Below are 13,220 nucleotides of genomic sequence, written 5' to 3'. Positions count from 1 at the left end.
GATTGAATTCATGGGAGTTCTCCGATGGCGGTAAGCCTGTCGCAGATCGTTATGTCCTATCCCGGAACGCTGGCGCTGGATCAGGTGAGCGCTGAATTTCGGTTTGATGAGGTGCATGGACTGATCGGAGAAAACGGCGCCGGAAAGACCACTCTGGTCAGTATTCTTGGCGGCAGCAAAAGCCCGACTTCGGGCACGATCACCATTGACGGCGTCGAGGTGAAGCTTGCAAGTGCCGGTGATGCGTTGCGCAAGGGTATCGCGCATGTGTCGCAGGAGGGTAGTCTCGTTCCCGGACTGACCGGTGCACAGAATGTTCTGCTGGGCGACGAGCCTCGCATGGGCCTCCGTGTGATCGACAAGCGCAAGCTGCTGTCGCGCGCCAATGACTTGCTCAAGCGCTGGTTCCCTCAAGTTTCCATCGACCTCGACGAGCAGGTCGATATGCTGCCTATGGCAGATCAGAAGATCATCGAGATTGTCCGCGCACTGCGTGGCAATGTCCGTTTGCTCATCCTCGATGAACCCACGGCGACATTGCCTGCACGCGAAAAAGAGAGCCTTTGGGAGATCATCAAGACCCTGCCGCAGCAAGGCGTCGGGATCGTTTTGATCAGCCATTTCCTTTCTGAAATCAAGGCATTGAGCGATAGAATTACAGTTCTGCGCGATGGTCGTCACATTGCGACGCTTCAGGCCACGGAAGCGAGCGAAGCCGGGTTGATCGATATGATGCTGCAACGCTCGGGCGGCAAGACGGCGATGGCGCAGGAAGCCAGTTACAATCGCAGTTTCGGTCCTGTGGTGCTGGAAGTCAGCAATTGGCATGCCGGTGGTCTGCACGTTGACAAATTTTCCATCCGTGCGGGTGAGATCGTCGGTCTGATTGGCCTGACTGGCGCTGGCCATTTTGGCTTTGCCCGTTCGCTTTATACGCCGAGCGGCGTCACCAGCGGCACATGCCGTTTTCAGGGTGAAACAATCACCCGGATCGATGCGCGCACCATGCAGAAAAAGGGTGTTGCGCTGGTTCCCGATCACCGCATGGAATATTCGCTGATCGGCGATTGGCACGTGCGTGAAAACCTTGCCATGGTGCATCCGTCCTTTGCGGCCTTGAGCGGTACAGGCGTACTGTCGATGCGCCGTGAAGCGCAGGAAGCCGACCGCACCATGCAGCTTCTGAACGTGAAAGCGCATTCGCGCAATCAGTTCGTGAAGGATCTGAGCGGCGGCAACAAGCAGAAGGTGTCGATCGGCAAGTGGCTTTACGGCGCAGACGATCACTACCGGCTGATGATTTTCATCGAGCCGACGGAGGGTGTCGATATCGGCGCGAAGCGTGAAATTCACGCGCAGATGCGCAGGATCGCCGACAAGGGCGTGGCCATTTTGGTCACCTCGTCCGACCTTCTGGAAATTGCCGACGTGGCAGACCGCGTTATCCCCTTCGTGAATGGCTCCCCGGGCACGGAAATTCCGCGTGAGGCCTTTTCCGAAGCGAAGTTTATTGCCGCGATGGCAGGAGTCATCCTATGAATACACAGAACCCCGCTGTTGCCCCGCAATCGTCGCGTCATGCGCAGAGCTTCGGCAAGAAGCTCAAGGGCGAATGGCTGCTGAAATATTCCACGCTCTTCGTGTTGCTCCTACTGTTCGCGGGCTTCTCGTTGACGGTGGACCGGTTTTTGACAGCCAATAATCTGCTCAACATTCTTCAGCAGATTGCCATGCTCACCATCGTCGGCGCGGGCCTGACCTTCGGTTTTGCCGCACGCGAAATGGACCTTTCGGTCGGATATATGGTCGGGATGGCCGGTGTATTGGTGCCCCTGCTGCTGGTCGCGGGCACACCCTTGCCTTTGGCCTTGCTTGCTGGATTGGGGGCAGGGTTTGTCGTGGGGGCCGTCAATGCGGCGCTCGTCACCCTTGTCGGTGTGCCTTCGCTAATTGCCACGCTTGCCATAGGCTCCATTCTTTATGGCGTCAACTTTCTGATGACCGGCGGACGGGCGATCTATGGTGGCCTTCCGGCCAGCTATCTCTGGCTAGGACAGGGACAGCTTTTCGGTATTCCCGTGCTTGCCTATGCAATGGTGATCGTCGTGTTCGTCGCCTGGTTCATCATGGAGCGCACCGTCTTCGGCCGCTACATCTACGCTGTCGGGGGCAATCTCAAGGCCGCGGAACTTTCGGGCGTCAATGGTCGCTTCTATCGTGCGGCTGCGCTGATCGTTTGCTCTATCTTTGCAGCGGTCGCGGGTGCGCTTCTGGCGGCGCGTCTCGGATCCGGCCAGCCCAATGCTGGTGAGCGCTATCTCCTCGACGGTCTTGCAACAGTTTTCATTGGCATGACCATGTTTCGACCCGGCACGGCAACAGTCGCTGGAACCTTCTTCGGCGCGCTGTTCATCGGCGTCATCAATAACGGCCTCAATCTGATTGGCATGGACACCTACATCCAGAGCATTGTGAAAGGCCTCATCATTCTCGTCGCGGTCGCGGTTGTTTCGCGTACCACCAAACTAAAGCTCCTGTGAGGGCACTGAACCGGACATCATGAAAAATTTACAACAGACAGGTCTGTCGGAGGCGCACGTGCAAAATCCGAGTAATTCCAATCTTCTTGAACTCTATAGAACGATGCGTCGTATCCGCACTTTCGAAGAACGCGTCGGCGAACTCTTCGTGCGCGGCCAGACGGCAGGTTCGATGCTTCACCTTTCCATTGGTGAAGAAGGTGCTGCCGCCGGTGTATGTGCCGCCATGCAGCCGCAGGACACCTTCACAACCCACCATCGGGGCCACGGTATCTTTCTGGCGCGTGGCGCTGATCCGAGGCAGATGATGGCCGAAATCGGCGGCAAGGAAACAGGCTATTGCCACGGCAAGGGCGGTTCCATGCACATTGCCGACATGGCGCTCGGTCATCTGGGCGCCAACGCCATCGTCGGTGGCGGTATTCCCGCCGTCGTTGGCGCAGGACTGTCGAGCAAATATCTGAAGAAGAATTCCGTTTCGCTCGCTTTCTTTGGCGACGGCGCGATGCAGCAGGGCATTCTTTATGAGAGCATGAACATGGCGGCCCTGTGGGGTCTGCCGGTGGTGTTCGTCTGCATCAACAACCAGTACGGTATGGGAACCCGGGTCGATCAGGCGACCGCCAACACGGCTTTCGATCAGCGCGCGCATGCATTCGGCCTTAACGGTGCTGTTGTCGATGGCATAGATGTCGAGGAAGTCAAGAATGCGGCTCAAGGGTTGATCGACGATGCGCGGCTCGGCAAGCCGGGCTTCCTGTCGGTCACCTGCTACCGGTTCTTTGGTCATGCGCGCATGGACAAGAGCCCATATCGCGCAGAGGCAGAGGAACTGGAAGGACGCAAGAAGGATCCGGTGAAGTTCACCCGCGATCGGCTCGTTTCATCCGGATTGGCGCAGGAAGCTGCACTCGACGCCATGGATGGCGACATCACTGCCGAGATGGACGCTACCATCGACTTCACTGTCGAGTCCAAGGCGCCGCCGCTCACCTCCATGTTTAAGGATGTTTATGCCGTGGGCGAACCTGAGCCCGAACCCGTTCGCACCCGTATCGACCGCGTACTTTCCAAGGATGAAGCATAATGGTTGCCATGACTTACCGCGACGCGCTGCGTAAAGCGCTGGATGATGCCATGGCGGAAGACAGCACCATCGTCGTGATCGGCGAAGAGGTGGGGCGCTATGGTGGCGCTTATGGTGTTACGAAGGATCTCATTGGCAAATACGGCCCTGAACGCCTGATTGACACGCCGATATCCGAACCGGCCATTGTCGGTGCTGCGGTTGGCGCTGCCATGACCGGCCTGCGTCCGGTTGCCGAGCTGATGTATATTGATTTTCTGGGCATGACGATGGACCAGCTTGCCAATCAGGCGGCCAAGATCCGCTATATGTTCGGTGGTCAGATTGGCGTGCCGATGGTTCTGCGCACCCAAGGCGGCACCGGACGTTCCGCCGGCGCCCAACACTCGCAGAGCCTTGAAGCCTGGGTCATGCATACGCCGGGTCTGCGCCTGGCCATGCCAGCCACGGTTCAGGACGCTTACCATCTGCTGCGCCAGAGCCTGACGAAGCCCGACCCTGTGGTCTTCATCGAGCACAAGGCTCTCTACACCCGCAAGGAAGAGGTCGATCTCGACGCCGAACCGCTCGCATGGGGCAAAGCCAATGTGCGCCGTACCGGCAAGGATCTCGTCATAGTCACCTATTCGCGCCAGCTGCACTATGCGCTCGATGCTGCCGAGAAGCTGTCCGCTAAGGGTATCGAGGCGACGGTCATCGACTTGCGCACGCTCAACCCGCTGGATTTCGACACGGTGCGCGAACATGTCGAGCGCGTCGGTAAGGCGATGGTGGTCTCGGAGGGTGTGATGACCGCCGGTGTTGCGGCTGAACTCGCCGCTCGCATTACCGAGGAATGCTTCGACTACCTCGAACAGCCGGTGGTACGTGTTGCCGGTGAGGACATTCCGATTTCAGTTTCGCAGGAGCTTGAAACGGGTAGCGTTCCGACGACCGATTTCATCCGCTCCGTTGCCGAGAGAATGTTGTCATGAGTGAACGGATTTTGAAAATGCCGCGCCTTGGCGAGACGATGGAGGAAGGCAAGATTGTCGGCTTTCTCGTCAAGCCGGGTGACAGTTTCAAGCGCGGGGATTCGATCATTGAAATCGAAACCGACAAGACGGTAGCCGAATTTCCGGCATTGGGTGACGGCACGCTCAATGAGTGGATCGGCGCTATTGGCGACCATGTGGTTGTCGGAGCGCCTCTGGCGCGCATCGACATTGGCACTGGAGCCGACTGGACCAGCGACGGCGAAGATGAAGCGCCGGAAGCATCGGCGGCGACTGCTCAAGACGTTGAACCAATTCAAGGGGCTGTGGAAGCTTCCGTTACCAAACCTGCTGCTTCTACAAACAGCGGTGATCGTGTTCGCGCAACGCCACTTGCTCGCAAGGTTGCTCGCCAGAATGGCATCGACATCAATTCGCTTTCGGGCAGCGGACGCCGGGGGCGGATCGAGAAGGAAGATGTGCTTGCGGCTTCTGGCGGTTCGAAATCGAATGGCGCCGTGCATTTTATCGATCTTGCAAATGGTCGCGTCGCCTATCTGGATCGGGGGCCGAAGAATGGCCGCACAATCCTCTTGCTACACGGTTTCTCCGGCGACCGGACGACTTGGAGCGGCATTGCAGCGGGTCTGCGGCGTGCAAAATGCCGTGTTATCGTGCCCGATCTGCCTGCCCATGGACTAACGACAATCGATGCTGCGGACGCGGCTGAACTCAGCGCCTTCCTGCCTGCGTTCCTTGATGCTCTGGGAATTGCCGAGGTTGACATCGTCGCGCATTCTCTTGGTGCCGTCGCTGCGGCGCAATTTGCTGATGCCCATGCAGACCGCATTTCGAGCCTGATGCTTATCGCGCCGGCGGGACTTGGTTCTGAAGTCGATGCCGGCTTTATCTCCGGCATGGCCAATGCAACGACGGCTGGCGAAGTCAGCCATCTGTTGCGCCGTATCGCAGCCAAGCCCGTCGAGCTTTCACCGGAACTGGCGGCGGAATTTGCGACCACCACGGCCAAGGGGCGTCTCAAAGCGCTTTCGGCAGCGATTGTGGGTCCTTGGGGGCAAACCTCCGACATCGTTCCGGCCCTAGAAAAGCTTTCTCACGCAAAGCCAGTTCGTGTTCTCGTTGGTCTGCTGGATCGCATCATCCCATGGCAACAGGCGACCGCATTGCCATCATCGATTGCCGTGCATTTCCTCGGTCGGTCCGGCCATATGCCGCAATGGGATCAGTCCCAAGATGTGCTTGATCTGATTATAAATTCCACGGGGAGCTCCCATGACTGACGATGTCAGGCTACGTCTGAAAGAAGCGCGAGCACGGCTTGGTGCATTTGCAAAATCTGCACCCGAACTGATGAGTGGCTTTGCCAAGGTGAGTAAGACCGCAACGGCCGCTGGCGCGTTTTCATCGGCGCAGCGCGAATTGATTGCGGTCAGCATTGCCGTGGTGAAGGGGTGCGAAGATTGCATCCTCTACCACGTGGACGCGGCGATCCAGCACGGCGCAACCGAACAAGAACTGGTCGAAGCGCTTGAAGTCGCTGTTGAAATGGGCGGTGGCCCGGCAGTCATGTATGCGGGCAAGGCGCTGGAAGCATTTCGCGGCCTGAGTTGAAAATCGCGCGATGAGGCATGCGAAGACTGGAGGAGTTTTCGCAGCCGCCTCGGGAGGAGTTGAATGGTTTATTTTCTCACCGCCGACGGAGGAACGGAAAGTATCCGGGCGCGGGTTTACGACTTGTCGGGCTCTTGCCTTGCAAGCGCGGCAGTTCCCTATGAGACGAAGTTTTCCAGCGGCGCGCGCGCGGAGCAAAATCCGGAAGACTGGTGGTCATGCTTCGTCCAGGCCGCACGCAAGGCGATGGCGGAGTCGGCTGTCGACCCGTCGGCAATTGAAGCGATCACGCTGGCGACGACCAGCTGCACGGTCGTGGCTTTGGATGCGGACGGCAAGCCGCTGCGCCCTTCGATCATCTGGATGGATGTCCGAGCAAGTGCCGAAGCGGATGCCGTACTTGCAACCGGCGATCAGGCCTTGCAGGCCAATGGCGGCGGGCGAGGGCCGGTTTCCGCGGAATGGATGATCCCGAAAGCGTTGTGGATCGCGCGCAATGAGCCGGAAGTCTTCGAGAAGGCAGATACAATCTGCGAGTATCAGGATTTCATGACCTTGCGTCTGACCGGTGAAAAGGCGGCGAGCCTCAATAATGTCTCGCTTCGCTGGCACTATTCGACGGATCGCGGCGGCTTTCCGGTTACGCTTCTGGAGAAACTTGGTCTTGGAGCTCTGCTACAGAAATGGCCATCTCGCGTAGTCGCGCCCGGCGAAGTTATTGGCGGGCTTTGCGCATCTGCTGCTTCCGCACTTGGCCTTTCGCAGCGCGTAAAGGTGGTGCAGGGCGGGGCCGATGCACTCATCGGCATGATCGGCCTTGGCGTTGCCAAGCCGGGTCAGCTTGCGCTGATAACCGGTTCATCTCACTTGCAATTTGGTGTTGCAGATAAGCCTCTGCATGCGCCGGGCATTTGGGGCAGCTATCCCAACATGGTTTATCCGGGACGCTACATTATCGAAGGCGGGCAGACTTCCACCGGATCTATCATCGCATGGCTTGGGCGCATGATGAACGGCACCATGGATATGGAAGCGTTGAACGCCAAGGCGGCTGCGCTGGAGCCGGGTGCAGAAGGCCTTCTGGTGCAGGATCATTTTCAGGGTAACCGCACGCCCTATACCGACGCCTTGTCTCGCGGCGCAATTGTCGGTCTAACGCTGGCGCATGAACCGCATCATATCTTCCGTGCCATCATGGAAGGTATCAGTTTCGGCACACGCGCCATTCTCGATGCTATGGCCGAGGCTGGTTATCGCGGGCAGGAAATTACGGTTGGCGGCGGGGCCAGCGCATCGCCGCTCTGGCTGCAAATCCATGCCGACACGGCTGGGTTGCCGGTCTGCGTGCCGCAATCGCGTGATGCTCCTTCTGTCGGGGCTGCGGTTCTGGCCGCGCATGGGGCTGGCCATTTCGCGAGTATTGATGACGGCATTGCCGCGATGGTCAGACTGGGCAAGCGTATTGAACCACGTCCGCGCGAGACCGCACGCTACAATGAAATCTACCAGCAATATCGAGCACTCTATCCGGCGCTGAAGGCCGTACAAGCTGCCTGAGGCATTGTAGTGGGAGGACGAAATGCTCAAAGATTTTCAACTGGCCGGCAAGCGCGCTGTCATAACCGGTGGCGCAACGGGTATTGGGCGAGCCATTGCCGAGCTTTTCGTTGAAGCCGGCGCGACGGTCATCATCACGGACCGCGATGAATCGGCCGGGAAGCAGACGGCCGCGGAACTCAATGCGCGCCGTCCTTCATCTGCAAGCCTCTACATTCTGGATGTCACGGATCGTGACGCAGCAGAGCGAACAGCCGAAGCGATTGCTGCCGAGGTTGGCGTTCCCGACGTTCTGGTCAACAATGCGGGCATTGTTCGGAACGGCCCGGCGGGCGAAACATCTGAAGCAGATTGGCGCGCGGTGATCGACGTCAATCTCAACGGCGTCTTCTTTTGTGCTCAGGCCTTTGGCAAACGCATGGCTGCTGTAGGGAGCGGTGCCATTGTCAACATCTCTTCCATGTGCGGCGAGATTGTCGTCTATCCGCAGCCGCAGGTTGCCTATAACGCTGCCAAGGCCGGGGTAAACCTCATCACCAAGTCTTTGGCTGTTGAATGGGCAAAGCAAGGCGTGCGGGTCAACGCGGTTGCGCCGGGTTACACCGCAACGGAACTTACGCTTGCTGGCCGCAGCAATGAGGAGTGGTTTTCAAACTGGATGCGCATGACGCCGCAGGGCCGGCTGGGAGAACCGCGAGAGATCGCTAATGCTGTTCTGTTTTTGGCGTCCGATGCCGCAAGCTTCGTGACGGGAACTGTGCTTGCCGTAGACGGCGGTTACACCGCGCTTTGATTTTGGGAGAATAAGATGACTGAACAGGCAAAAATTGCTCTGGTCACCGGCGCAAGCCGTGGTATTGGCCGAGCTATCGCAATTGGTATGGCCGCGCGCGGCTTCGATGTGGCGATCAACGACATCGAGCGTCAGAAAGATGCGTTGCAGGAGGTGGCACAGGAAATCCAAGCCACAGGTCGCCGCGCCCTGACCGTCTATGCCGATGTGAGCAACAAGGCCGATGTTGAAGCGATGGTCAAGAAGACGGCTGATGCTTTTGGTCGTATCGATGCAATTGTCAACAATGCAGGTATTCTCATCGCCAGCGATGTGGAGCACCTCAAGGAAGAGCACTGGGATAGTGTTCTCGATGTCAATGCGAAGGGAACGTTTCTCGTCGTTCAGGCTGTGTTGCCTTACATGAAGCAGCAAAAATACGGCCGCATCGTCAATATCGCTTCCATCGGCGGTAAGCACGGCGCACCGGAACAGGCCCATTATTCCGCATCGAAGGCCGCCGTCATGGGCTTTACCCGCGTTCTCGCACAGGAGGTTGGCACTCACGGGATTACGGCTAACTGCATCTGCCCGGGGATTATCCTGACCGATATGGGGCGGGTCAATCTGGACGATGTTGCCGTGCGCCAGTCCTGGCAGGAAAAGACCGCCATGCGCCGCATTGGTGACCCGGAAGATGTCGTCGGACCCGTCGCGTTCCTGGCATCAGATGATTCGGCTTTTGTGACAGGACAGAGTCTGAATGTGGATGGTGGTATCGTGCTGACCTAGAGCGGATCGGATCTGTGTTATTCGGATCGGCATACGTCTATGGCTGTACTGGAGCACTTGTCATAAGTACCGGTGCCGATCTCTCAGTCTTGATCGCGACCGCCGCCGCGTGTCTCCTGTTTGAAACAGATCCCGTGATTATCTGTTAAATAACGAATGAGGAAATAACGTCTATTGATGCGTTTCTTTTGTATTTATATTGATATTAAATGTACTATTTGACTATAGCCGCAGAGCAAATTACGTCTAACAAAGGCGATTTGTAAGCTATAAGATGAACGAAAAATTTCGGTCAATACTTCAAAGATATCTTTTACCAAAATGAAATAATTCTAGATGACGACGGATTATTTCGGCTTTTGAACAACGATCATCCGCAGAGAAAATTTTTATACTGCGAATCAATGCATAACCCAATTGGTTTTGTGATGAGATCTACAGTATTGACTGGCAATCAGACAGCGCGATGGTGGGCGTTTCTCTACCCGCTGGAACGGGTTTTGCTTGCGGTCCCTTTGTCGCCATTCAGCAAGGATGCAATTTTTTACCCGAGTCGTTACAGCGGCTCGCGCAATTCAATACGAGCGGCGCGAGCCTTTTTGCATATGCCTCATCCTTTAATAGTGATGAGCGGTTTGATTTTCGCTACTTTTGTTACCATTCTCCCGCCTCGACCATCGGTGCGACAACGCAGTCTATGGGCTTATAAGCTCCTGGCACCTCTTCATTGAGGCGGGCATGAATATCGCTAAGCATGTCTTGCCTGCTCCGCACCGCACATGCACTGGAGCAGGACCGTCCTGACCTGCTGAAGCGTCGCCAGGACTGGTTCGACGGCCAGCTCGATCTCGATCCAGCGCGCCTCGTTTTCATTGATGAAACCGGCCTGAGCACGAAGATGTCCCGGCTTCGCGGACGAGCCCCTTGCGGACATCGATGCCGTTTACCGGTCCCAAACGGCCATTGGAAGACAACGACATTTACCGGTGCACTCAGACTATCCGGCATGACCGCACCCATGGTCCTCGACGGTGCGATGAACGGCGTCGCATTCCAGGCCTATGTCGGACAGGTTCTCATTCCAACCTTGGTGACCGGCGACATCGTCATCATGGACAACCTGCCGTCACATAAGGCGCAGGGCGTGCGTCTCGCAATCGAAGGAGCGGGGCAGAATAACCTTGTGAAGGATATCCTGGGAAAATAAGTGGCCGATTAGTGCGCGCCAGGCGTCGTCGTCGTGAGCCACCATATCATCGACAATTGCTGTTCTTTGAGCGGAAGTAAACCAGTTGTCCGATGATTGAATATGAAACCTTATATATCCCCGTTCGGCGCCCTCAGACCCAACCACCGCCGCATGGTGAGGTGTGGATGCCTTTCTGGTACGTAACTCCTGTATTGTCCACCATGCGTTCCAGCGTGACAAGGTTGCTGCCCGTGGTGTCGGAATCGCTTTGGCAATTTTCTGGAACAAGTCAAAGCTCTCAACTGCATCGACAATACGTAAATCACTACGCCGTTCAAGTTTTGGCCGTCCACCATTGCAAAGGTCAACCTCCTGCCGAACAGACCAAGACGCGATTCCGTATCCGTAGCGTCCATAGATACGAGCATCGGATGCACGCAAGCCCGCGACCACATAACCTTGCGTATAAGCGCGCCTCAATTGCTTGCTCAGCAGCGTACGGGCAATACCGTTGCGGATCTGGGTCGGGGCGATATCAACATGCGTCACTGCGAGGTGACTAACGTAATTGCCGCCGGGTAGGGCAACAGAACCGTCATAACCATTGACGACGCCCTGCAGTTCACCGTCTATAAATCCACCGAGCGGCGAACCGCTTTCCAGATAGTCGGTTTCGGCCTTCGCATCGGCGTGACCGATGTCGCCAATGCCAAGCATGGCCTGACGAAACTGGGCAAAGGCCTGTCGCTTTTCTTGCGTGCTGGTAAGGGCGCGAACCTCTATGGGACGGGTCTGTTCAGTCATGTGGAGTATCCCAAAAATTGAAAGCAGCAAGGCACGCGCCCTGCATTATGAATGGGCAGCCGTCTTTGGTGTCCTTCAGGGCAGGACACCTGTCTCACATCACGACACCGGGGCCAGCAGACCACGGGCTTTCAGGCGGGCTGCAGCGCCTTCACCGAAATGCCAGGCCTCTTCCGAATGCGGCTGGCCGGAGAAGATGAAATGATCAAACCCTGCCTTGTGGTAGGTCTCGACCAGGTCTGCCACCTGCTCATGGCTGCCGACCAGCGCGGTCCCCGCACCGCCGCGCACGAGACCGTAACCCGACCACACACCGGGATGGATTTGCAGTTCACGGGCTGATTTTGGCAGGCCATTCCGTTCGGCATGCAGCGCTGTCATATGGCTTTGGCCAACCGATTCCGATTTTGCTGCAAGGCTTTTGGCGTTTGCCACCTGATCAGGGGAAACCCAACCTAGCAGCTTGTCGGCAACCACCCATGCCTCATCCTCGGTCTCGCGAGAAATCACATGCAGGCGAATACCGAATTTCAGGTCACGACCCTTTGCCACCGCCTGTGCCTTCAGCTTTTTGAGGTTGTCTGCTTCCAGTTCCGGCTGACGCCCCAAACCAGATAGACATCGGAGTGCGATGTGGCGACCTCGGTTGCGGCGCCACTTGCACCACCAAAGAAGATCTGCGGCAGGCCGTAAGGGGCGGCATTGATGCGCGCTTCGCGTATGTCGTAATGTTTGCCCGTGAAGGAAAACGGCTCTGTCGCATTTTCATCTGAGACACCGCGCAGCACGTGAATGAACTCCGCCGTCCGCTCATAACGGGCGTCATGATCAAGGTGGTCGCCAAACCGTGCCTGCTCAAACCGATCACCACCGGTCACCACGTTGAGCAGCAAACGACCCTGTGTCACACGCTGAAAGGTGGCAGCCTGATGTGCAACGAGGGTTGGTGAAATCAGGCCCGGGCGAAAGGCGACCAGAAATTTCAGCCGTTTTGTCTCGGCAGACAGAGCGGCGATAGTAATCCACGCGTCTTCGCACCATGTACCGGTGAGTGAGCATTGATGAGGTCACTGGCTAAAACCAATTGGATGCCGCTGGAGTTGTTAGCTTTCTCGGTTAATCTTGGTCCGATCGATTTCAGCGAGACAAACAAAGGGGCAATGTTGTTCCAGTTTATTCCTGACGAAGGGCATAATAACCGAAGTGGCTTTATTCATGGCGGTGTTATCATGACATTTGCTGATATTGCGGCGGCCAAGATTCTTCGCACAACCGATCCAACGTTTAGGTATACAACTGTGCAGACTGATATCAGTTTCTGAATACCGCTACCGCAGATAAATCGTTAATCTGCAAATGCACGTTGCAAAAACGTGGTCGTAGCCTGGCTTTCGTAAGTCTGGATTTTAATTCAGATGGAGTTTTAGTCGCCTCAGCTAAGAGTATATGGCGCGTTTACGCTTCAGTACCGAAGTAGCTTGAAACGAAATAAAACTGCTCTGCACGGACGAGGAGATGTTGTTTCAGGCTATCAAGATTCTGACTGGCAACCAGATCCGCACATGACCGCTTTGCGCTCTATTGCCGTAATCTCGCCCCCAATTGCTTCAGACTGAAAGCTGACATTAGCGAAGCAACTTCAGTCCTGTGAGCATCGCGACACCTAGCGAGGAAGAAAGAGCCAAAATAGTGAGGCTCCAGCTCGCACCAAAATTCGCTATACCGGAAGCCATCGCGAATGGCGCAGTGGCCGAAATGATTAGTCTGGCTGACATGATCTGTAAGCGCTGTTTTCAGGCCACGGCTTTGAGATCGTGCGTTGCGGCATAGGCCCAAGGCAGCAGGTCGTCGATCTGGCTATTTGGATGATTGT

At 56.6% G+C, this 13,220-nt stretch carries 11 protein-coding genes and 2 pseudogenes; 11 read left to right on the top strand and 2 right to left on the bottom strand.

Annotation, left to right across the window (positions count from 1 at the left end):
• The first annotated feature begins 24 nt into the window (after window positions 1–24).
• From D8666_RS21470 to D8666_RS21425, 10 genes and pseudogenes are all read left to right on the top strand, one after another.
• Complete coding sequence (locus D8666_RS21470; RefSeq protein ID WP_121539355.1) at window positions 25–1,539, top strand: sugar ABC transporter ATP-binding protein; 1,515 nt, start codon at window positions 25–27, stop codon at window positions 1,537–1,539.
• Window positions 1,536–2,540 carry an ABC transporter permease gene (locus tag D8666_RS21465; protein ID WP_121539354.1) on the top strand — a complete coding sequence of 335 codons (1,005 nt, stop codon included), beginning with the start codon at window positions 1,536–1,538 and terminating at the stop codon, window positions 2,538–2,540. Before D8666_RS21470 ends, D8666_RS21465 begins: the two co-directional genes overlap by 4 nt.
• Before the next feature lie 58 nt (window positions 2,541–2,598).
• A complete protein-coding gene (locus D8666_RS21460) occupies window positions 2,599–3,627 on the top strand; it encodes a thiamine pyrophosphate-dependent dehydrogenase E1 component subunit alpha (RefSeq protein WP_113533912.1) in 1,029 nt (342 codons plus the stop codon).
• Complete coding sequence (locus D8666_RS21455) at window positions 3,627–4,601, top strand: alpha-ketoacid dehydrogenase subunit beta (protein WP_167836152.1); 975 nt, start codon at window positions 3,627–3,629, stop codon at window positions 4,599–4,601. The genes D8666_RS21460 and D8666_RS21455 overlap by 1 nt, the downstream gene beginning before the upstream one ends.
• Entirely contained in the window at window positions 4,598–5,902 is a 1,305-nt protein-coding gene (locus tag D8666_RS21450; RefSeq protein ID WP_121539352.1) for an acetoin dehydrogenase dihydrolipoyllysine-residue acetyltransferase subunit, read from the top strand. The genes D8666_RS21455 and D8666_RS21450 overlap by 4 nt, the downstream gene beginning before the upstream one ends.
• A complete protein-coding gene (locus D8666_RS21445) occupies window positions 5,895–6,233 on the top strand; it encodes a carboxymuconolactone decarboxylase family protein (RefSeq protein WP_121539351.1) in 339 nt (112 codons plus the stop codon). The genes D8666_RS21450 and D8666_RS21445 overlap by 8 nt, the downstream gene beginning before the upstream one ends.
• 63 nt (window positions 6,234–6,296) lie before the next feature.
• The gene (locus D8666_RS21440; protein ID WP_121539350.1) at window positions 6,297–7,790 is read left to right on the top strand and encodes an FGGY-family carbohydrate kinase; all 1,494 of its coding nucleotides are present in this window, start codon (window positions 6,297–6,299) and stop codon (window positions 7,788–7,790) included.
• Between the two features lie 22 nt (window positions 7,791–7,812).
• Window positions 7,813–8,583, top strand: coding sequence for an SDR family NAD(P)-dependent oxidoreductase (locus D8666_RS21435; protein WP_121539349.1), 771 nt, complete (start codon window positions 7,813–7,815; stop codon window positions 8,581–8,583).
• Between the two features lie 15 nt (window positions 8,584–8,598).
• A complete protein-coding gene (locus D8666_RS21430; protein ID WP_121539348.1) occupies window positions 8,599–9,354 on the top strand; it encodes an SDR family NAD(P)-dependent oxidoreductase in 756 nt (251 codons plus the stop codon).
• Between the two features lie 769 nt (window positions 9,355–10,123).
• A pseudogene (locus tag D8666_RS21425) lies at window positions 10,124–10,525 on the top strand (transposase); the annotation flags it as partial.
• Here the strand turns inward: D8666_RS21425 and D8666_RS21420 are convergent.
• Both D8666_RS21420 and D8666_RS24500 read right to left on the bottom strand, forming a co-directional pair.
• The gene (locus D8666_RS21420) at window positions 10,481–11,347 is read right to left on the bottom strand and encodes a GNAT family N-acetyltransferase (protein WP_121539347.1); all 867 of its coding nucleotides are present in this window, start codon (window positions 11,345–11,347) and stop codon (window positions 10,481–10,483) included. The pseudogene D8666_RS21425 and the gene D8666_RS21420 overlap by 45 nt on opposite strands.
• 99 nt (window positions 11,348–11,446) lie before the next feature.
• Window positions 11,447–12,324, bottom strand: a pseudogene (locus tag D8666_RS24500) (LLM class flavin-dependent oxidoreductase).
• An 84-nt stretch (window positions 12,325–12,408) separates the two neighbouring features.
• Here D8666_RS24500 and D8666_RS21410 point away from each other — a divergent pair.
• On the top strand, window positions 12,409–12,669 hold the full coding sequence (locus tag D8666_RS21410) for a PaaI family thioesterase (protein WP_121539346.1): 261 nt from the start codon (window positions 12,409–12,411) through the stop codon (window positions 12,667–12,669).
• Window positions 12,670–13,220: the final 551 nt, after the last annotated feature.

It is taken from the genome of Ochrobactrum soli, from assembly GCF_003664555.1.
In the GTDB taxonomy this organism is placed as follows: domain Bacteria; phylum Pseudomonadota; class Alphaproteobacteria; order Rhizobiales; family Rhizobiaceae; genus Brucella; species Brucella teleogrylli.
The sequence above is the reverse complement of the archived record's forward strand: the minus strand, read 5'-3'. Positions and strand labels throughout refer to the sequence as shown.

What these genes read in the sequence shown, in the direction of transcription:
- D8666_RS21470 (WP_121539355.1), top strand. Translation starts at nt 25, where the DNA reads ATGGCGGTAAGCCTGTCGCAGATCGTTATGTCCTATCCCGGAACGCTG.
- D8666_RS21465 (WP_121539354.1), top strand. Translation starts at nt 1,536, where the DNA reads ATGAATACACAGAACCCCGCTGTTGCCCCGCAATCGTCGCGTCATGCG.
- D8666_RS21455 (WP_167836152.1), top strand. Translation starts at nt 3,627, where the DNA reads ATGGTTGCCATGACTTACCGCGACGCGCTGCGTAAAGCGCTGGATGAT.
- D8666_RS21450 (WP_121539352.1), top strand. Translation starts at nt 4,598, where the DNA reads ATGAGTGAACGGATTTTGAAAATGCCGCGCCTTGGCGAGACGATGGAG.
- D8666_RS21445 (WP_121539351.1), top strand. Translation starts at nt 5,895, where the DNA reads ATGACTGACGATGTCAGGCTACGTCTGAAAGAAGCGCGAGCACGGCTT.
- D8666_RS21440 (WP_121539350.1), top strand. Translation starts at nt 6,297, where the DNA reads ATGGTTTATTTTCTCACCGCCGACGGAGGAACGGAAAGTATCCGGGCG.
- D8666_RS21435 (WP_121539349.1), top strand. Translation starts at nt 7,813, where the DNA reads ATGCTCAAAGATTTTCAACTGGCCGGCAAGCGCGCTGTCATAACCGGT.
- D8666_RS21430 (WP_121539348.1), top strand. Translation starts at nt 8,599, where the DNA reads ATGACTGAACAGGCAAAAATTGCTCTGGTCACCGGCGCAAGCCGTGGT.
- D8666_RS21420 (WP_121539347.1), bottom strand. Translation starts at nt 11,347, where the DNA reads ATGACTGAACAGACCCGTCCCATAGAGGTTCGCGCCCTTACCAGCACG.
- D8666_RS21410 (WP_121539346.1), top strand. Translation starts at nt 12,409, where the DNA reads ATGAGGTCACTGGCTAAAACCAATTGGATGCCGCTGGAGTTGTTAGCT.